The organism is Stenotrophomonas sp. KH_029 (assembly GCF_057839765.1).
The window spans coordinates 2,028,709-2,047,523 of sequence record NZ_CM174498.1 but is presented as its reverse complement, the minus strand read 5'-3'; the positions used below and the strand labels follow the sequence as shown (position 1 = coordinate 2,047,523).

Sequence of the window (18,815 nt, the reverse complement as noted above, 5' to 3'; positions counted from 1 at the left end):
CGTCGCCGGCGGGGTACCCGCCGGCGATGGGTGCGTTACACCGTTGCCGGGAGCAGGCGCTCCGGTTCGGCCTGCGTTTCGACGAACAGTTCGTCGTCGCGCACATCGATGCTGACCCGGCCGCCGTTGACCAGCTTGCCGAACAGCAGCTCGTCGGCCAGCGGGCGCTTGACCTTGTCCTGGATCACCCGCGCCATCGGGCGGGCGCCCATCAGCGGGTCGAAACCGTGGCGGGCCAGCCAGTCGCGCGCGGTCGGGGTGGCCGACAGGCTGACGTGCTTTTCCTGCAGCAGCATTTCCAGTTCGATCAGGAACTTGTCGACCACGCGCAGGATGTGCTCGAAGCCCAGCGGCTGGAACTGCACCACCGCATCGAGGCGGTTGCGGAATTCCGGGGTGAAGCTCTTGCGCAGGATTTCCATCGCATCGGTGGCATGGTCCTGGCGGGTGAAGCCGATCGAACGCCGCGAGGCCTGGGCCGCGCCGGCATTGGTGGTCATCACCAGCACCACGTTCTTGAAGTTGGCCTCGCGCCCGTTGGTGTCGGTGAGCACGCCACGGTCCATGACCTGCAGCAGGATGTTGAAGATGTCCGGGTGGGCTTTTTCCACCTCGTCCAGCAGCAGCACGCAGTGCGGGGTCTTGACGATCTTCTCGGTGAGCAGGCCACCCTGGTCGAAGCCCACATAGCCCGGGGGCGCACCGATCAGGCGGCTGATCGAATGCGGCTCCATGTACTCGCTCATGTCGAAGCGGACCAGCTCGATGCCCAGCTGCAGCGCCAGCTGCTTGGTCACCTCGGTCTTGCCCACGCCGGTGGGGCCGGCGAACAGGAAGTTGCCGATCGGCTTTTCCGGGTTGGCCAGGCCCGAGCGGGCCAGCTTGATCGCCGAGGACAGGGTCTCGATGGCCGGGTCCTGGCCGAAGATCACCATCTTCAGGTTGCGCTCCAGGTGCTGCAGCACATCCTTGTCGGTGGCGCTGACCTGCTTGGCCGGAATACGCGCCATCTTGGCCACGATGGTCTCGATCTCCTCGATGTCGATCAGTTCCTTGCGCTCGCCTGCCGGCAGCAGCCGCTGGCGTGCGCCGGCCTCGTCGATCACGTCGATCGCCTTGTCCGGCAGCAGGCGGTCGCCGATGTGCTTGACCGACAGGTCCACCGCCGCCTGCAGCGCGTCATCGGCGTAGGTCACGCCGTGGTGCGCCTCGTAGCGGGGCTTGAGGCCCTGCAGGATTTCGTAGGTTTCGCCCACGGTCGGCTCGACGATGTCGATCTTCTGGAAGCGCCGCGCCAGCGCGCGGTCCTTCTCGAAGATGCCGCGATATTCCTGGAAGGTGGTCGAGCCGATGCAGCGCAGCTCGCCCGACGCCAGCGCCGGCTTGATCAGGTTGGAGGCATCCATGGTGCCGCCCGAGGCCGAACCGGCGCCGATGATGGTGTGGATCTCGTCGATGAACAGCACCGCGTTGGGCAGCTTCTTCAGCGCGGTGAGCACGCCCTTGAGGCGCTTTTCGAAATCGCCGCGGTATTTGGTCCCGGCCACCAGCGCGCCCAGGTCCAGCGAATAGATCACCGCATCGGCCAACACCTCGGGCACCGAGCCTTCGACGATGCGCTTGGCCAGGCCTTCGGCGATGGCGGTCTTGCCCACGCCGGCCTCGCCCACGTACAGCGGGTTGTTCTTGCGGCGGCGGCACAGCACCTGGATGGTGCGCTCGATTTCATCGCGGCGGCCCACCAGCGGGTCGATCCGGCCGTTGCGCGCGGCTTCGTTGAGGTTGCTGGCGAACTCGGCCAGCGCATCGCCCTTGCCCTCGCCTTCGGCGCCCTCGGCGCGACCCTCGCCCTCGGCAGCCGGCGGCACTTCGCCGTCTTCGCCCAGCTTGGCGATGCCGTGGGACAGGTAATTGACGATATCCAGCCGGGTCACGTCCTGCTGGTTGAGGTAATAGACGGCGTGGGAGTCCTTTTCGCCGAAGATGGCGACCAGCACGTTGGCGCCGGTGACCTCCTTCTTGCCCGAGGACTGCACGTGGTACACCGCGCGCTGTAGCACCCGCTGGAAGCCCAGGGTGGGCTGGGTGTCGCGGCCGTCGTCTTCGGCTAGGCGCGAGACCGAGGCCTCGATGGCCTGCTCCAGTTCCTGGCGCAGGCGCTCGGCGTCGGCGCCGCAGGCCTTGAGCACGGCCTGGGCGGACGGGTTGTCGAGCAGGGCCAAAAGCAGGTGTTCGACCGTCATGAATTCATGCCGGGCCTCACGGGCGCGCTTGTAGCACTGTCCGATGGTGTGTTCGAGGTCTTTGCTGAACATGTTCTACTCCGGCGGCAGTTAGGAACAATATGCGGCCTAGCTATGCAATTTCCATCACCCTGGCCGAGCGGTGCGTTCAGACGGCGTTGGCACTCCGGCCGCCGCGCCTGGATACGCCAGGGAGGTCCCAGCAACGCCATCATGCCCGAACTTCAGCCCACGATTGCCAGCTTGAACGTGATGGCAATGTCGTGGTTGCCCGCAAGCGCGGCCCAGCGGCATGCGCCCCGGGCACCGGCATGTTGCAGGGGGAGACGCAGGAGCAGGCATGCAACGGCCATCCCCGGGCGTGTCGGCACCGCGGCGCTGCATGGATGGAACAGTGCGGATCGTCCGCAGCCGGCCCCGTGGCGGCACTGGCGTGGCCAGCCCAAGGGGCCGGTACGGGTGGCCGGGCGCCGATCGATCGATCGGCGCGGGGTCAGCCGCTGGTCTTTTCCATCGTGCACAACAGCGGATGCTGGTTCATGCGCGAGAATTCGTTGACCTGGGCAACCTTGGATTCGGCCACTTCGCGGGTGAATACCCCGCACACCCCGCGGCCACGGGTATGGACGTGCAGCATCACCTGGGTGGCCTTGTCCAGGTCCATGGCAAAAAAGTGCTGCAGCACGGTCACCACGAAATCCATCGGGGTGTAGTCGTCGTTCAACAGCATGACCTGGTAGAACGGCGGCGGCGCCACCTCCGGGCGGGCCGGCTCGAGCAGGACGCCGTGGTCGTGGTGGGGTTCTTGGGAAGGCTGGCGTGGCATCGTCCCATTATAGAGCCCCGGCCGCGGGATTGGACGTTGCCCCCTGCCGCCCTTCACAATCCACCCGTTGTTCCACACATTCACAGGGATTTCATGAAAAGGATCGCCACCGCATTGCTGCTGACCGCCACCGTGTTCGGGGCCCATGCCGCCGAGGCCGACAAGGCCGTGGGCCGGGTGCTGGACAAGCTGGACTACCCCTACGAGATCGACGAGGACGGCGACTACAAGCTGGTCTTCGACGTCGGCGATGACCGCACCCAGCTGGTGTTCGTGCGCTCGTCGGTGGAGGAGTTCGGCACCCACAAGGTGCGCGAGATCTGGTCGCCGGGGTACAACTCGCCGGGCAAGCAGTTCCCCGCCGCGGTGGCCAACCGGCTGCTGGAAGACTCGCAGGACGCCAAGCTCGGCGCCTGGGTCAAGCAGGACCAGCTGGCCATGTTCGTGGTCAAGGTCGATGCCAGCGCCAGTGCCGAGGCCCTGAGCGATGCCATCGATGCGGCCATGCGTACCGCCGATGCGATGGAAAACGAACTGACCAAGACCGACGAGTACTGAGGTGAATGCCGTGCAGGACCCGCGCTGGGCGCCCCATGTCACCGTCGCCACCGTGGTGGTGGGTGACGGGCGCCTGTTGCTGGTGGAAGAGCGCATCGACGGCCTGGAGGTGCTCAACCAGCCGGCCGGGCACCTGGAGCCGGGCGAAAGCCTGGCCGCGGCGGCGGTGCGCGAAACCCTGGAGGAAACCGGCTGGCAGGTGCGCCTGAGCGCCTTCATCGGCGCCTACCAGTGGACCGCACCGGATGGCACGCCCTTCCTGCGCTTCGCCTTTGCTGCCGAACCGACCGCGCACGATCCGGCCCGGGCGCTGGATGCGGGCATCCTGCGGGCCCTGTGGCTGACCCCGGCCGAGCTGCAGGCGCAGGCCGCCCGCCTGCGCAGCCCCCTGGTCTGGGAGGTGGTCGCCGACTACCTGGCCGGCCAGCGCCATCCACTGGCCATCGTCAAGGAGACCGCATGAGTACCCCGCGGATCATGGTCGGCGTCTCCGGCGGCGTGGATTCGTCGGTGGCGGCGTGGCGGCTGGTCCAGCAGGGCGAGCCGGTCGCCGGGCTGTTCATGCAGAACTGGGCCGACGACGGCAGCGGCGACTGCCGTGCCGAGGACGACCGCCGCGACGCGGTGGCGGTCTGCGGCCTGCTGGGCATCCCGTTCCACTTCCGCGATTTCTCCGGCGAGTACTGGCAGGGCGTGTTCGAGCACTTCCTGGCCGAGTACGCCGCCGGGCGCACGCCCAACCCGGACGTGCTGTGCAACCGCGAGGTCAAGTTCAAGCACTTCCTGGATGCGGCGCGCGAACTGGGCGCCGAACGCATCGCCACCGGCCACTACGCCCGCACTGCCAAGGTGGACGGGCGCTGGGCACTGCTGCGCGGGGTCGACCAGGGCAAGGACCAGAGCTACTTCCTGCACCAGCTGGGCCAGGAACAGCTGGCCGCCACCGTGTTCCCGATCGGCGAACTGCAGAAGAACGACCTGCGCCGGATCGCCCGCGATGCGCGCCTGCCCACCCACGCCAAGAAGGATTCCACCGGGATCTGCTTCATCGGCGAGCGCGATTTCCGCGAGTTCCTCGGCCGTTACCTGCCGGCCAGGACCGGGGAGATCCGCGACCCGGACGGTGCGCTGATCGCCGAGCATCCGGGCGTGTTCTATTTCACCCTGGGCCAGCGCGAGGGCCTGAACATCGGTGGTGTGCGGGGGCGCCCGGCCGCGCCGTGGTACGTGGTGGGCAAGGATGTGGCCAGCAACGTGCTGTACGTGGACCAGGACCGCGACAGCCCGTGGCTGCTGTCCAGCCAGCTGCAGTCCGAACCCGCCCACTGGATTGCCGGTGCCCCGCCCGCCCGCCGCTTCAGCTGCACCGCCCAGACCCGCTACCGCCAGCCCGACGAGCCGTGCACGGTGGAGGTGCGCGATGACGGCACCCTGCTGGTGCGCTTCGCCCGCCCGCAGCGCGCCGTCACCCCCGGTCAATCACTGGTGTTGTATGACGATCAGGTCTGCCTGGGTGGCGCGGTGATCGCCGCCACCGACGCGCCGCTGGAACAGCGGCTGCGCACCGTCCCTTCCCCCTTCGAGGTATCTGCTGCATGAGTTTTTCCGTCGACGACCGCGTTCTTGCTCTGGCCGGCATCGCCCAGGCCCTGCAGCAGGTGCGCCGCATCGCCGAAACCGGCCATTCCGAGGCGGCCGTGGTGCGTACCGCGATCGACAGCGTATTGCGCATCGACGCCGACAGCCCCCAGGCCATCTTCGGCAATGCCGGCAACGTGGCCCCGGGCCTGCGCCTGCTGCACAACTATTTCCGCAACCAGGGCCAGGACGACGCGCTGCCGCGGCTGGCGCTGGCGGTGCTGCAGCTGGAACGCCGCTTCGTGCGTGAACGGGCGGTGGTCGAGCAGGTCAGCCAGGGCATCGCCCGCGCCCAGCGCCAGGCCGACGAACTGGGCGACAGCGCCCACCCGGACGTGCTGGCCGCGCTCGGCGGGCTGTATGCCGACACCATCAGCCATCTCAAGCCCCGTGTGATGGTGCAGGGCAACCCGCATTACCTCGGCCAGGCCGGGGTGGTGGCCGAGATCCGCGCCCTGTTGCTGGGGGCGGTGCGCGCGGCGGTGCTGTGGCGCCAGACCGGCGGGCAGTACTGGGATTTCCTGCTGTCGCGCAAGGCGATGATCGAAGCGGTGGACCGCCAGCTGCGCTGATCCGTGGGCGTGCGACCTGCCCCTGCCGTGCAGCCACCCATGGGGTGGCTCTACGCCGCGTACGGGGCAACGTAGGGTTTCTGATCGAATGTGCAGTGCAGCACTAAAGCAAACGGGGGTACGGCCGATACATCAACCGTGCACTTCCCGAGAACGTCCATGTACTCACGCATCTTCATCCGTCTGGCCGCCCCCCTGGTCCTGACCCTGCTCCTTCCCTTCGCCATCGGCTTTGAATGGCCCGCGCCGCTGCGTTGGGCGATTCTGACCACGATGACGCTCAGCTGGCTGGTATTTGCCTGGTGGACGGCCCGCGCCCAGACCCAGCAAACGCCCGAACATGCCCGCATGCTGCGTGAACAAGACCAGCTGCTGACCGAACTGCGCTCGTTCGTCGGCAACGAAGTCGAAGGCTCGCGTGGCGAAGTCGAACGCGCCCGTGACCTGATCCGCCATGCCGTCAGCGGCCTGGGCGGCAGCTTCGAGGCGATGAACCGCAAGTCCCGCCAGCAGAGCCAGGCACTGGCCCGCATCGTCGACCGTGCCGGTGAAGACGGCGGCGCCGGGGTCGACGTGGCCCGCTTCGCCCAGCACGCCAGCCACCGCATGGAACAGCTGGTGGAGGCGCTGGAACAGGTCAGCGGCCAGAGCAGCAATACCGTGCAGCACATCGACCAGATGGCACAGCACCTGGATGGCATCTTCGCGCTGCTGGAGGACGTCAAGTCGATTGCCGACCAGACCAACCTGCTGGCCTTGAACGCGGCCATCGAAGCGGCCCGTGCCGGTGAGGCCGGCCGCGGCTTTGCGGTGGTGGCCGACGAGGTGCGCAACCTGTCCGAGCGGTCCACCACCTTCAACGAGCAGATCCGGAAGCTGGCCCATAGTTCCAAGGACGCCATTGCCAAGGTCCGCGAGACGGTGTCGCACATGGCCTCGCGCGACATGGACCGTTCCCGCGAAGCGCGCCATGAAGCGGCGCAGATGCTGGACAACGTGGCCCAGATCAATGCCTCGCTGGGCGACGGCATGCGCGAAATCTCCGAATGCGCCCGTGCCATCGACGGCAGCGTGGCCGAAGCGGTGCGCGCCCTGCAGTTCGAGGACATCGCCACCCAGGCCCTGGGCGGCGTGCATACCCACCTGGACCGGCTGACCGCGATCAACCGCGAAGCGGTGGCGCTGCAGGAGCTGCTGCATCGCAACGGCGGGGTGTTCGACGAGGAAGTGGCCACGGCCCTGCAGCGTACCGGCAACCGCCTGCGCGACATGCGCAGCGAGTGGGAACGCCCGCCGCACAAGGCCGTGGCCCAGCAGAGCATGGCCGCCGGTGCGGTCGAGCTGTTCTGATCCAGATGACCCATGCCGGTTCCGGCACCCTGCAACGGCCCCGGTATCCCCGGGGCCGTTGCGCTTGCACCCCGCCCTGGCGGCAGATGATTACCCGATGCTGTTGAACTCCCTCCCCGTCTCTTCCGCCCCTGCCGCCGCCGTCGAGCCGACTGCCGTCGAGAGCGCCTGCGTCGCTCCAGTGCAAGGGCGCGCGCTGCTGGCGCAACTGGAAGCCCTGGCGCAATCCGAGCTGGTGCAGTTGGCCGCCGAGCGCGCGCCGATCAGCACCTCCCTCCCCCACGGCCTCGATCCGGCACTGGCCGGGCTGGCCTGGGATCTTGGCTTGAGCGGCGCTGCGCTGGAAGCGGCGGCAACCGGGCGCGATTGAGCGCCTGCAACCCGCGCCTACCGGGCCGCGCAACAGCCGCGCCCTGGTCGGGTCGCATCCCGATCGACTGCCGACCTTCTGCGGCACCCCGGTAACGGCATGGAAACCATCGAAGCCGGCTTCGGCTGGGGGTCATGCCTTCCTCGCGCCGGGCACTGCTACGTGCAGTCGATCCGGATGCGACCCTACCGGCGCCCATCGATTAACGAGAAGTTGCATCGACATCGATGCCGGCCGCCAACGTCGGTCATCACAAGAAATGCAGAAAGGCGCGACGGGCCCACGCTCTGGTAGGGTCGCATTCCCATCGACTGCACATGGCAATGCACCGTGCGTCGAAGGCATGACCGACGCCGGCTGTTGACCCGGTAACGCCATCCATCCAGAGACCCCGCCGACATGCCCACGACATCCGCCCTGAGACAACTGGCACTGCACCGGCAGGGCCTGACCTCGCCACCGGCCTTCGGCCAGGGCATATCGGCAACGCACCGGGCAATCTGCCACCTGGGCTATGTGCAGATCGATACGCTGTCGGTGGTGGAACGGGCGCACCACCATGTGCTGTGGAACCGGGTGCCCGGTTACGCGCCGGCCCACCTAAACCAGCTGATCGGCGAGCGGGAGATATTCGAGTACTGGTTCCACGCCGCCGCCTATCTTCCGATGCGCGACTACCGCTATGCGTTGCCGCAGATGGAATCGATCCGCAACGGCCAAAGCCGCTATTTCCGCCAGGGTGAGCCGCGTTTGATGAAGGAAATCCTGGCCCGCATCCGCGGGGACGGTCCCATGCGCCTGCGCAATCTCGATCAGCGCGACCAGGACAAGGGCAGCTGGTGGAACCAGGGACCGGGCAGGAAGGCCTTCGAGACGCTGTTCATGCAGGGCGATCTGATGGTCTGCGAACGCAACGGCATGGAGAAGTCCTACGACCTCACCGCGCGCTGCCTGCCCGGCGGGATCGATCTGCGCGTGCCGACACCGTATGAGCAGGCCACGCATCTGTTTGAAACCACCCTCAGGGCGCACGGGGTGTTTACCCGGCAACAACTGCTGCACCTGCGGTCAGGCAAGGACCTGCGCGAGGCGATGCGCGAGGTGGTCGACGAACGCCTCGATGCAGGGCAGATCGCCGTACTGAACGATGCGCACGGCCTGGCCGGCTATGTGGACACCGCCGTGCTGGAGGCGGCGCCGCCCCGGCGCGCATCGGCGGTGAAGATCCTGTCGCCCTTCGACAACCTGGTGATCCATCGCGAGCGCCTGGGCGCGCTGTTCGGGTTCGACTACCGGATCGAGTGTTATGTCCCGGCTGCCAAACGGCGGTATGGCTACTTCTGCCTGCCGGTCCTGTACGGCGACCGGCTGGTCGGCCGGATCGACTGCAAGGCCCACCGCAGCGAGCGCAGGCTGCAGGTGCTGAGCCTGCACCTGGAAGACGCCAGGCTCCAACGCGGCCCGTTCCTGCCGGCACTGGGCAAAGAGCTGCAACGGTTCGCCGAGTTCAACGCCTGCCCCATCCTCGATGACCGCGCCATCGCCGCAGCGAAGCCGTGACCCAGGCCGAAGGGATGAACCATGCCATCGCCACGCCCTGGCAGGGTCGCATCCGGATCGACTGCCGACCATCTGTGGCACCCCGGTGACGGCATGGAAATCATCGAAGCCGGCTTCGATTGGGTCATGCCTTCGTCGCGCCGGGCAATGCTACGTGCAGTCGATCCGGATGCGACCCTACCAAGGCGGCTGTCGCCTGCGCCCGGTTAGTTGAGCTGGCTGACGGCCGCCACGCTTTCACGCGGGCCGATGCAGGCGCCACCGGCCTTGAGCCACTGCGCCAGGTCGCGCGGGGTGAGCGGGCGGGAATACAGGTAACCCTGGATTTCGTCGCAGCCCTGGCGACGCAGCATGGCTTCCTCCTGTTCGGTCTCCACCCCTTCGGCCACCACTTTCATGCCCAGCGCGTGGCCCAGGTGCACGATGGCCTGGGTGACTTCGGCGGTGCCGGTGTCGTGCAGCATGCCCTGGACGAAGCTGCGGTCGATCTTCAGCCGGCCGACCGGGAACCGGTTGAGGTAATGCAGGTTGGAGAAACCGGTGCCGAAGTCGTCCACCGCCAGCGGGACGCCATGCTGCTCGAGGACGTCGAAGCAATGCCGCAGCAAGTCGGTGTCACGGATCAGGGCCGACTCGGTCAACTCCAGTTCCAGCCGCTGCGGCGGCCAGCCGTGCGCATGGCAGGTGTCGATCACGCGTTCGGCAAAGCCGCGGTCCCGCAGCTGTACCGCCGAGACATTGACCGCCACGCGGTCGAACTTCAGGCCAGCCGCATCCCAGGCGGCGGCCTGGCGGCAGGCCTCGGCCAGCACCCAGTCGCCGATGCGCACGATTTCGCCGCACTTCTCGGCGATCGGGATGAACTCGGCCGGGCTGCAATAGCCGATGCCGGGCCGGTGCCAGCGCAGCAATGCTTCGATCGCCGGCGGCTGGCCGTGCGCGGCATCCAGCAGCGGCTGGTAGGCCAGGCTGAACTCTTCGCGCTCGATCGCGCCCAGCAGCGCGTGCTCGATCTCCAGCTTGCGCTGGATGCGCGCCAACGCGTCCTGGCTGTAGTACTGGTAGGTATTGCGCCCGGCTTCCTTGGCCGCGTACATGGCCGCATCGGCGGCGCGCAGCAGCGATTCGAAATCGCCGCGGCCTTCATCGAGCATGGCGATGCCGACGCTGGCGCCCACCTTCAAGGTGGTCTGCCCGCGGTGCAGCGGCTCGGCCAGCGAGGCGATCAGCTTGCGGGCCACGTGGCCGGCGTCTTCGGGGGCGGCCAGGTCGCGCAGCACCACGATGAACTCGTCGCCGCTGAAGCGGCCGAACAGGTCGGCGTTGCGCAGGTTCTGGTGCAGGCGCGAGGCAGCGGCCTTGAGCAGTGCATCGCCGGTGGCATGGCCGAAGGTGTCGTTGATGGTCTTGAAACCGTCCAGGTCGATGAACAGCATCGCCAGCGAGGTACCGCGGTCACGCGCTTCCTCGATCGCCTCGGCGGTCTGCTCGCGCAGCAGCATGCGGTTGGGCAGGCCGGTGAGCAGATCGTAATGGGCCAATAGTTCAATACGTTCGTTGGCTTCACGCTCGCGGGTGATGTCACGGAACAGCACCACAAAGCGCGGTGGCAGGCCGTCGCGACGGTCCAGCTCGATCAGCACCTGTACCCAGATGCGCTGCCCGGTCTGGCGGTAGAAGCACAGGTCCAGCTGCTCGGGCAGGCCGCCCTCGGCGATCCGCAGCAAGGCCGCTTCGAAGGCGGCGCGCGAATCCTCGGAATACAGCGCCAGCGCCTGGTCCAGGCTGATCGGCTCCTTGCGCAGACCGTGGATGCGGTAGCACTCCTCGGTCCACTGCATGTGGCGGGTAGCGACCTCGATTTCGCAGCCACCGATCCGGCCCAGCGCCGAGACCCGATTGAGCAGCTCGGTGCGCCAGCGGATCAGCGCATCGGTCTGGTGCTGTTCGGTGATGTTCTGGACCTGGCCGAGCAGACGCTGGATGCGCCCGTCGGCGCCCAGCAGCGGCTGCATCCACAGCCGCAGGTGCAGCGCGCCATCGCGCGGACCGGGCAGCTCCAGCTGCAGGGTGGCCGGCTTGCCGTCGCGCAGCATGCGCCGCCAGGCATGGCGCAACAGGCTGCGCGAACGCGGCTCCAGCCGGCGCAGCCAGTGCCGGCGGCCGGTCAGCGGCGCATCGCCCACCCCCAGCAGGCTGCGGAACTCCGGCGACCACCAGAACTGGCGCAGTTGCGGGTCCCACGACCAGCTGCCCATGCTGGCGATGCGCTGCGCTTCGCGCAGGTGCACCTGCTGTTCCAGCAGCAACGACTCCATCTGCTTCTGCGCCTGGATATCGGTATGCGTGCCGACCATGCGCAGCGGCTGGCCGTCGGCGGTGCGCGCCACCACCTGGCCGCGGTCGAGCACCCAGCGCCAGTCGCCATCGGGATGGCGCACCCGGTACTGGGCGGTATACACCGGGCCATCGCCACGCAGGTGCGCATCCAGGGCGGCACGCACGGCGGGACGGTCATCGGCGTGGATCGGCGCCAGCAACGCCGCCCCGGCCTGGCCGGGCGCCTGCTGGTCGGCACCGGCCGGCAACCCGTCCCAGCGTTGCGAGCGGGTGACCGCGTCGCTGGGCAGGTCCCAGTCCCACAGGCCGTGGCCGGCGTGGTCCAGCGCCAGCTCCCAGCGGCTGCCGGCATAGCTGGCCACCGGCTCGGGCACGCTCAGGGTGAACGCCAGCAGCTGGCCATCGGCGGCGCGCACCGCGCGCAGCCAGCCATCGAAGCGGCCACGCGGGCCGCCGGGCAGCTGGCAGGGCACCGCACCGCCGTCGGCGGCCAGCAGGCGCAGGTCGTCCAGCAGCGCGCCATAGGCCGCCACGGTCGCCGGCAACCCATGCTCGCGCGCGGCCGGGTTGGCTGCCAGCGGGCGCCCGCTGTGGTCGAGGATGACCAGCGCCGATGCCAGTGGGTGCTGCAGCAGACTGGCGATGATCCCTTGGTCCACGCGGTATGACTCCGATAGCGCACCCGACAGCCGGGAACGCAATCGTTAGCGGCAAACCAACCGGTTTATTGAGCGCCCGGCACCGCTCACCCCAAAATCCACCGCAGCCTCTAAGATGCACAACGCCCGTCCCGTTCCGGTCCCCGCCCCGCCCCATGCCTGCCGCCCCGCCCGGTCCGCCGTCCCCGTCCATGCCCGAACTGCCGCTGGCCCAGGCCTTGCGTCGCGATCGCCGGCGGGTGGTGCTGGCCTACCTGGTTCTGGCCCTGGCGTGGATCGCGTGCAGCGATGCGGCGGTGCAGCTGCTGGCCGATGACATCGAGATGGCCGCGCACTGGCAGACCGCCAAGGGCGCATTCTTCGTGGTGGCCAGCGCCGCCCTGCTCTACCTGCTGCTGCGCCCGCTGGCCCAGCACGTGCTGCATACCCATGCGCGGCTGGAAGATTCGGAAACCCGCCACCGGCAGATGTTCCAAGGCAACCCGGGGCCGATCCTAGTCTACGACCTGGAATCGCTGGCGATCCTGGATGTGAACCCGGCCGCCAGCGGCCTGTTCGGCTGGAGCCGCGAGGAATTCATGGCCATGCCGGTCACCGCGCTGTGGCCCGGCGGCGACACCCCGGCACTGGCCGCCAAGCTGGAGCAGATCCGCGCCCAGCCCGAACAGCTGTGCGTGATCACCGCCGACCTGGTGCTCCGGGACGGCAGCCACCGGCGCATGGAAATGCGCAGCAATGCGATCGACTACGCCGGGCACCGCGCGCGGCTGCTGATCGCCATCGACCGCACCAGCGAGGACCAGGCGCTGCGCCGCCGCGACCAGGCCCTGGCGCGGGTGGAGGAAGCGCACGAGATGGCGCGCATCGGGGCCTGGGAAGTGGACCCGGCCACCGGGCTGGGCCGCTATTCCAACCAGGTCTATCAGCTGCTCGGCCGGCGCCCGCCCGAGGCGCGCCGCTGGCACCGTTTCGAGGAACTGCTGGTGCCGGCCGACCCGGCCACCGCCGCGCTGGCCGAACAACTGCTGCAGGACATGGGCAATGCACCGGTGCAGATCGATGTGCTGCTGCCGCTGCTGGCGATGGATGGACGCGCCCTGATGGTGCACCTGCGCGCCCAGAGCGGCAGCGACGACGCCGGGCGCCCGCGGGTGCTGGGCACGCTGCAGGACGTGACCGAACGCGAGCAGTCGCGGCGCCTGCTGCGCGAGCGCGAAGAACAGTTCCGCGAACTGGTGCGGGTGCTGCCCGATGGCGTGGTGATCCTGTCCGAGGAGCACGTGCTGTACGCCAATGCCTGCGCGGCGGCGCAGTTCGGCTACGGCCAGCACACGCTGCTGGGCGAGCCGTTGTCCGAACTGGTGGCCGCCGAGGACCTGGCCCGGGTGCGCGCGCAGCTGTTCGCGCCGATTCCGCTGCCCAGCACCGGCGCGGCCGAGGTGATCGGCATGCTGCGGCTGGATGGCGAACGTTTCCAGGCCGGGTTGGCGGTGGGCGATGTGCGCTATGGCGGGCGCAACTGCAAGCTGCTGATCGTGCGCGACCTGAGCGAACCGGAGCGGATCCGCGCGGCGCTGGAAACCAGCAACCGCGAGCTGCAGGCGATGGCCGGGCGGTTGTTCTCGCTGCAGGAGGACGAGCGCCGGGCGATTTCGCGCGACCTGCACGACGACATCGGCCAGGCGATCACCGCGATGAAGCTGTCGGCCTACGCCGCCCAGGACGAGGCCGACGCACAGCGCCGCGACGAAGACCTGGCCCAGATCATCCAGCTGGCCGATGCCACCGTGGGCAAGCTGCGCGACATCTCCATGCTGCTGCGCCCGCCGCAGCTGGACGCGCTGGGCCTGGAAGCGGCGCTGCGCTGGCAGGCCAGCGTACTGTTCCGCTCGGCGGCGATCGAACTGCTGCCGGACATCCAGGCACTGCCGCGGCGTCCGTGCGGGGACATCGAACAGGCCTGCTTCCGCATCGCCCAGGAAAGCCTGACCAATGTGCTGCGGCATGCGCGCGCCAGCCAGGTCAGCCTGCAGCTGCATGATGTGGACGACCAGGGCCTGCACCTGCAGGTGCGCGACGATGGCGAGGGTTTCGACCCGGACGGCCCGCGCGGGCTGGGCCTGATCGTGATGCGCGAGCGCGCGCAGAGCGTGGGCGGCACCTTGACGATTGAATCGGCGCACGGCGCCGGCACCCTGGTCGACCTGTACCTGCCTTACCGCAGCAGCGACCCGGCCACTCCCGATAGCCTGGATTACTGAGCCCATGTGGAACCCTTCCCTGCCCCTGGTCAGCATCGAGGACGCGCCACCGCGCCTGGGTGCGGGCAATCCCGAACTGCAGGCGATGGTCACCGACGCCGCCTCGGGCGGTACGCCGCTGATGCTGATGCACGTGGACATCGACCACTTCGCCTCGGTCAATGAAAACATGAGCGCCGAGGTTGGCGACCAGGCGTTGGTGCTGGTGGCCCAGCGCCTGCAGCACCATCTGCGCGGGCGCGGCAAATTGTGGCGGCACGGCAGCGACGAATTCCTGATCGCGGTACCGCGCGGGGTCGACGTGCCGCTGCCGGAGGACCTGGCCGAGGAGATCCGCCAGCAGCTGGAACTGCCGCTGTCGGTGCTGCCCTATACGCTGTTCATGACCGGCAAGCTGGGCGTGAGCCTGTGCCCGGAACACGCCACCGGCACTTCACGCCTGCTCGACCACGCCGAAGATGCCCTGCACCAGGCCGCGCGCGAAGGCGGCAATGCCGTGCGCATCCATGCGGTGGATACCCCGTCCAGCGCGCACAGCGAGAGCATCATCGCGCGCCAGATCGTCGATGCCATTCCCAATGCCGAGCTGAAGCTGCGCTACCAGCCGCTGGTCAGCGCCCGCGACGGCCACGTGGTGGGCATGGAGGCGCTGCTGCGCTGGCAGTCGCCGACCCTGGGCATGCTGGTGCCCGAACGTTTCATGCGCACCGCCGAGCGGCTGGGCATCATCGTGCAGATCGGCACCTGGGTGCTGGAAGGCGCGTTGAAGCAGGCCAGGTTGTGGCGCGACCAGGGCTTTGACGATTTCACCATCGCGGTGAACGTCTCCACCCTGCAGCTGCTGCGCCCGAACTTCTTTGCCGAGGTGATGGCGCTGATGCAGACCGCCGGGGTGCCTGCGCACATGCTGACGCTGGAGATCAACGAAAGCGCGCTGACCAACAACGTCAACTTCGTGCACGAAACCCTGGTCAACCTGCGCAATGAAGGCATCAGTCTGAGCCTGGACAACTTCGGCACCGGCGATTCCAGCCTGAGCGCGCTGGTGCGCTACCCGGTGGACAAGTTGAAGATCGACCGCAGCTTCATCAAGAGCGCCCCGGCCGGTAACCGCGAGGCGGCGATCGCCCGCGCGATCATCGCCATGGGCCACCAGCTGGGCATGACGGTGATTGCCAACGGGGTGGAATCGCAGGCGCAGCTGGGCTTTCTGCGCCGCAACGACTGCGATGTGTTCCAGGGCTATCTGTTCGGCGAGCCAATGTCGGCCGACGCGGCCGGGATGACCCTGCGCCGGCGCTACTTGCGCCCGGAGGCGTTCGCCGAGACGCGGCCGGACCGGACGCTGCTGCTGCTGGACGATGAGGAGAACGTGCTGCGTTCGCTGGTGCGGCTGTTCCGCCGCGACGGCTACCGGATCCTGGCAGCGGGCAACGTGCGCGATGCGTTCGACCTGCTGGCGATCAACGATGTACAGGTGATCCTGTCCGACCAGCGGATGAGCGACATGAGCGGCACCGAGTTCCTGGGCCGGGTGAAGATGCTGTACCCGGACACGATCCGGCTGGTGCTGTCCGGCTATACCGATCTGAACACGGTGACCGACGCGATCAACCGCGGCGCGATCTACCGGTTCCTGACCAAGCCGTGGAACGACGACGAATTGCGCAAGCACATCCACCAGGCGTTCCGCACGCACGAGGAGCAGCGCCGGGCCAATACCGCCCCGCCGGCGGCGATCGCCGCGCCGGAAGAAGATTGACGTTGTTGTTTTCCGCTTCGCGGTTTTAACGTCAACAGCGTTTCGTTCCCCTCCGGGGCGCGAGTCACCTTTCTTTGGTTCTTCGCCGATTTACGGAGAGTCAGCTGCGAGCTATTAAAGCCTCAGATCAAAGGCAATGACCGACGTCTGCGTTGATTGGGGTTGGCGCGGGTGGGTTGGCGGGACACGCCGTGAACCCATCCTTGGGGGCTTGGCGAAAACATCCATGTTTTCGACAGTCCCGCCAACCCACCCACGCCAACCCTCCACACATGGCTGGCACGCATGGAAAAGCGTAGGTCCGAGCCACGCTCGGACAGCTTGTTGCTGTTGCTGTTGCCCGTGATTTTGATCCTGATCTACCTCCCCCTTGGAGCGAGCCGAGCATCGCAGCGACGGCAAGGGCGAAGAGGTGCGGGTGTCTGAGCGCAGCGAGTTCCGCACCGTCCCTTGCCGACGCGAGAAGCGCAGGGAACCGGCGGGCGCAGCCCGACGGATCGCGGACGGGGCGTGCTTTCTTTGGGTTACGTTTCTTTGCACGAGCAAAGAAAGGTAACTCGCGCCCCGAAGGAGCACGAAAGCCGTTGGCTTTATCCGCAAAGCGGGAAAAAATAATAGCAGGCAGCCGGGCAGAGCCCGGCGCTACGAGTGATTACGGTACGGCCGTAGCGCCCCTCAGCGCGGCTGCTTGATCGGCAGTACCAGGCGGAACTTCGAGCCCTGGCCCGGGGTGCTGTCCAGGTCGATGCGGCCGTGGTGCTTGTTGATGATGCTGTAGGAGATCGACAGGCCCAGGCCGGTGCCGCTGCCCACCGGCTTGGTGGTGAAGAACGGATCGAAGATGCGCTGGCGCAGCTCGGGCGAAATGCCGGCGCCGGTGTCCTCGAACTCCACCCAGACATGGTCCCCGTCCACCCCGGTGCGCACGGTGATGGTGCCGCGCTCGGCAATGGCATGGCCGGCATTGAGCAGCAGGTTCATGTACACCTGGTTGAGCTCGGACGGCAGGCATTCCACCAGCGGCAGCTGGCCGAACTCGCGTTGCAGGGTCACCTTGTACTTGAGCTCGTTCCAGATGATGTTGATGGTCGACTCCAGTCCCGAATGCAGGTCGACCAGCTTCCAGGATTCGTCGCGGCCGGAGTACGAAAAGTCCTTCAGGTCGCGCACGATCCGGGTCACCCGCTCGATTCCCTCGCGTGATTCGGCCATCAGCTGCGGCAGGTCGCGGCTGATGAAGTCGATGTCGAAGCGGTTGCGGATATCGTCGATCTCCGGGATCAGCGCCTTCGGGTCGGGCGCGCGCAACGCACGCTCGTAGGCTTCGATCACGGTGAACAGGCTGCGCAGGTATTCCTGCAGGCTGCCCAGGTTGGAGTGCACGTAGCCGATGGGGTTGTTGATCTCGTGCGCCACGCCAGCGGCAAGCTGGCCGATCGAGGCCATTTTTTCCGACTGCAGCAGTTTTTCCTGGGTGCCGTTCAGGCGCAGATAGGCCTGGCGCAGTTCGGCATGGCGCTGCTGCAGTTCGCGTTCGTAGTCTTCCTGACCTTCGATGCGGCGGAACAGGGCCAGGTAATGGCGCTGGCCGGCTTCTTCGTGCTGGTAGACATGGGCGATGACCATGCGCTCACCGACCGGCAGGCTGCCGTTCCAGTGGCCGTGCAGGCGCGCATGCTCGAGCGCATCGGGCGGCAGCAGCTGGCGCAGCCACTGCGCCGGGCCCACGCCGGCATCCTGCTCGGCCTGGCCGAGCATTTCGTTGAGCGCGGCATTGGCCAGGGCCACGCTGCCGTCTTCGCGGAACAGCAGCACGCCTTCGTTGATCCGCTCGAACAGGGCGAGCAGGACCGGCTGCGGCGGCAGCGGTGCGGTGACAAGGTTGGAGGAAGCGGTCACGGTCACATCGGGCAGTCGGAACAGGCGCCCAATATACGCGTTGGCTGAACAGACGACAGCCAGGCCGGCGCGGTACCGGCCCGGCGGGCGCTCAGGCCACGGCCAGCGGCCGCCGGGTGTGCATGATATTGGCCTGGCCCTTGGCATCGTAGGCCGAGGCATCCTCGCTGCGGCCGAGCTGGCGCAGCGCCCAGTTGACCTCGCGGCGCCGGCGCGACAGCAGCACGCCGTTGGCGCGGTTGCGTTCGGCCAGCTCCTGCAGGCGTTCGCCCTGCCCGACCGGCAGCACCGCTTCCAGCGCACGCAGGGCGTCCAGCTTGGCACCGGTGGCACGGATCAGGGCGTGCACATCATGTTCGATCAATGCCTGGCGCTCGACGTCCAAGGCATCGCTGAGGCGCTGCAATGGCTCGCTCATCGCCAGGTTCATCCCTGCAGCTGCTGGTCCAGCTCGAGCATGCGCGAGGCGATCGCATCGGGATTGATCTTGTAGGTACCGTCCTGCAGCGACTGGCGCACGGCCTGCACGCGCTCGGCGTCGATCGCCGGGGCGGCGCTCAGTTCGCGCTGCATGGCCTGCAGACTGGTGGCCTCGCCGGTCAGGCGCAGGCTGTCGGCCGCCTCGACCGGACGGGTCGGCGCATCGGTGCTGGCGGCCGGCTTGTTGCCAAGCCCGACGCTGCGCAGATGGGCAGTGGCCTGCAGGTTGCCGTCGATTTTCTGGCTCATGAAGTTGTCCTGGGTGTGCGGTTCACAAGGGTTAACGGCATGGGGACC

15 protein-coding genes are annotated in these 18,815 nt (G+C 67.8%); 9 read left to right on the top strand and 6 right to left on the bottom strand.

What is annotated here, in order from left to right:
* Positions 1-35: 35 nt before the first annotated feature.
* Positions 36-2,315 (bottom strand): ATP-dependent Clp protease ATP-binding subunit ClpA, encoded by a 2,280-nt coding sequence (gene clpA, locus AC3ITM_RS09420; RefSeq protein ID WP_489269916.1) that lies wholly within the window; start codon positions 2,313-2,315, stop codon positions 36-38.
* Between the two features lie 421 nt (positions 2,316-2,736).
* Positions 2,737-3,069 (bottom strand): ATP-dependent Clp protease adapter ClpS, encoded by a 333-nt coding sequence (gene clpS, locus AC3ITM_RS09415; protein WP_228886955.1) that lies wholly within the window; start codon positions 3,067-3,069, stop codon positions 2,737-2,739.
* 93 nt (positions 3,070-3,162) lie between these two features.
* Here clpS and AC3ITM_RS09410 point away from each other — a divergent pair, with 93 nt between their 5' ends.
* From AC3ITM_RS09410 to AC3ITM_RS09380, 7 genes are all read left to right on the top strand, one after another.
* On the top strand, positions 3,163-3,627 hold the full coding sequence (locus tag AC3ITM_RS09410) for a hypothetical protein (protein ID WP_489269915.1): 465 nt from the start codon (positions 3,163-3,165) through the stop codon (positions 3,625-3,627).
* 1 nt (position 3,628) lies between these two features.
* Positions 3,629-4,090: an NUDIX hydrolase gene (locus AC3ITM_RS09405; RefSeq protein ID WP_489269914.1), complete on the top strand. Its 462-nt coding sequence runs from the start codon at positions 3,629-3,631 to the stop codon at positions 4,088-4,090.
* The gene (gene mnmA, locus AC3ITM_RS09400; RefSeq protein WP_489269913.1) at positions 4,087-5,226 is read left to right on the top strand and encodes a tRNA 2-thiouridine(34) synthase MnmA; all 1,140 of its coding nucleotides are present in this window, start codon (positions 4,087-4,089) and stop codon (positions 5,224-5,226) included. Before AC3ITM_RS09405 ends, mnmA begins: the two co-directional genes overlap by 4 nt.
* Positions 5,223-5,837 carry a high frequency lysogenization protein HflD gene (gene hflD / locus AC3ITM_RS09395; RefSeq protein ID WP_228886951.1) on the top strand — a complete coding sequence of 205 codons (615 nt, stop codon included), beginning with the start codon at positions 5,223-5,225 and terminating at the stop codon, positions 5,835-5,837. Before mnmA ends, hflD begins: the two co-directional genes overlap by 4 nt.
* A 159-nt stretch (positions 5,838-5,996) precedes the next feature.
* Positions 5,997-7,187 (top strand): methyl-accepting chemotaxis protein, encoded by a 1,191-nt coding sequence (locus AC3ITM_RS09390; RefSeq protein WP_489269912.1) that lies wholly within the window; start codon positions 5,997-5,999, stop codon positions 7,185-7,187.
* A gap of 97 nt (positions 7,188-7,284) precedes the next feature.
* The gene (locus AC3ITM_RS09385) at positions 7,285-7,557 is read left to right on the top strand and encodes a hypothetical protein (RefSeq protein ID WP_489269911.1); all 273 of its coding nucleotides are present in this window, start codon (positions 7,285-7,287) and stop codon (positions 7,555-7,557) included.
* A 399-nt stretch (positions 7,558-7,956) separates the two neighbouring features.
* Positions 7,957-9,117: a winged helix-turn-helix domain-containing protein gene (locus tag AC3ITM_RS09380; RefSeq protein ID WP_489269910.1), complete on the top strand. Its 1,161-nt coding sequence runs from the start codon at positions 7,957-7,959 to the stop codon at positions 9,115-9,117.
* 206 nt (positions 9,118-9,323) lie between these two features.
* Here the strand turns inward: AC3ITM_RS09380 and AC3ITM_RS09375 are convergent, their stop codons facing one another.
* Positions 9,324-12,116 carry an EAL domain-containing protein gene (locus AC3ITM_RS09375; RefSeq protein WP_489269909.1) on the bottom strand — a complete coding sequence of 931 codons (2,793 nt, stop codon included), beginning with the start codon at positions 12,114-12,116 and terminating at the stop codon, positions 9,324-9,326.
* A gap of 155 nt (positions 12,117-12,271) precedes the next feature.
* Here AC3ITM_RS09375 and AC3ITM_RS09370 point away from each other — a divergent pair, with 155 nt between their 5' ends.
* Both AC3ITM_RS09370 and AC3ITM_RS09365 read left to right on the top strand, forming a co-directional pair.
* Positions 12,272-14,377 (top strand): PAS domain-containing sensor histidine kinase, encoded by a 2,106-nt coding sequence (locus AC3ITM_RS09370; RefSeq protein ID WP_489269908.1) that lies wholly within the window; start codon positions 12,272-12,274, stop codon positions 14,375-14,377.
* A 4-nt stretch (positions 14,378-14,381) separates the two neighbouring features.
* Entirely contained in the window at positions 14,382-16,139 is a 1,758-nt protein-coding gene (locus AC3ITM_RS09365) for an EAL domain-containing protein (protein ID WP_489269907.1), read from the top strand.
* Positions 16,140-16,814: 675 nt separating this feature from the next.
* Here AC3ITM_RS09365 and AC3ITM_RS09360 read toward each other — a convergent pair.
* From AC3ITM_RS09360 to flgM, 3 genes are all read right to left on the bottom strand, one after another.
* Positions 16,815-18,038, bottom strand: coding sequence for an ATP-binding protein (locus AC3ITM_RS09360; protein ID WP_489269906.1), 1,224 nt, complete (start codon positions 18,036-18,038; stop codon positions 16,815-16,817).
* Between the two features lie 91 nt (positions 18,039-18,129).
* Positions 18,130-18,462: a flagellar protein FlgN gene (locus AC3ITM_RS09355; protein WP_489270070.1), complete on the bottom strand. Its 333-nt coding sequence runs from the start codon at positions 18,460-18,462 to the stop codon at positions 18,130-18,132.
* A gap of 2 nt (positions 18,463-18,464) precedes the next feature.
* Positions 18,465-18,767: a flagellar biosynthesis anti-sigma factor FlgM gene (flgM, locus tag AC3ITM_RS09350; RefSeq protein ID WP_489269905.1), complete on the bottom strand. Its 303-nt coding sequence runs from the start codon at positions 18,765-18,767 to the stop codon at positions 18,465-18,467.
* Positions 18,768-18,815 lie beyond the last annotated feature (48 nt).

Bases quoted from the DNA above. Each gene is read 5' to 3' on its own strand.
- clpA (WP_489269916.1), bottom strand. From the start codon at position 2,315: ATGTTCAGCAAAGACCTCGAACACACCATCGGACAGTGCTACAAGCGC.
- clpS (WP_228886955.1), bottom strand. From the start codon at position 3,069: ATGCCACGCCAGCCTTCCCAAGAACCCCACCACGACCACGGCGTCCTG.
- AC3ITM_RS09410 (WP_489269915.1), top strand. From the start codon at position 3,163: ATGAAAAGGATCGCCACCGCATTGCTGCTGACCGCCACCGTGTTCGGG.
- mnmA (WP_489269913.1), top strand. From the start codon at position 4,087: ATGAGTACCCCGCGGATCATGGTCGGCGTCTCCGGCGGCGTGGATTCG.
- hflD (WP_228886951.1), top strand. From the start codon at position 5,223: ATGAGTTTTTCCGTCGACGACCGCGTTCTTGCTCTGGCCGGCATCGCC.
- AC3ITM_RS09390 (WP_489269912.1), top strand. From the start codon at position 5,997: ATGTACTCACGCATCTTCATCCGTCTGGCCGCCCCCCTGGTCCTGACC.
- AC3ITM_RS09385 (WP_489269911.1), top strand. From the start codon at position 7,285: ATGCTGTTGAACTCCCTCCCCGTCTCTTCCGCCCCTGCCGCCGCCGTC.
- AC3ITM_RS09380 (WP_489269910.1), top strand. From the start codon at position 7,957: ATGCCCACGACATCCGCCCTGAGACAACTGGCACTGCACCGGCAGGGC.
- AC3ITM_RS09370 (WP_489269908.1), top strand. From the start codon at position 12,272: ATGCCTGCCGCCCCGCCCGGTCCGCCGTCCCCGTCCATGCCCGAACTG.
- AC3ITM_RS09365 (WP_489269907.1), top strand. From the start codon at position 14,382: ATGTGGAACCCTTCCCTGCCCCTGGTCAGCATCGAGGACGCGCCACCG.
- flgM (WP_489269905.1), bottom strand. From the start codon at position 18,767: ATGAGCCAGAAAATCGACGGCAACCTGCAGGCCACTGCCCATCTGCGC.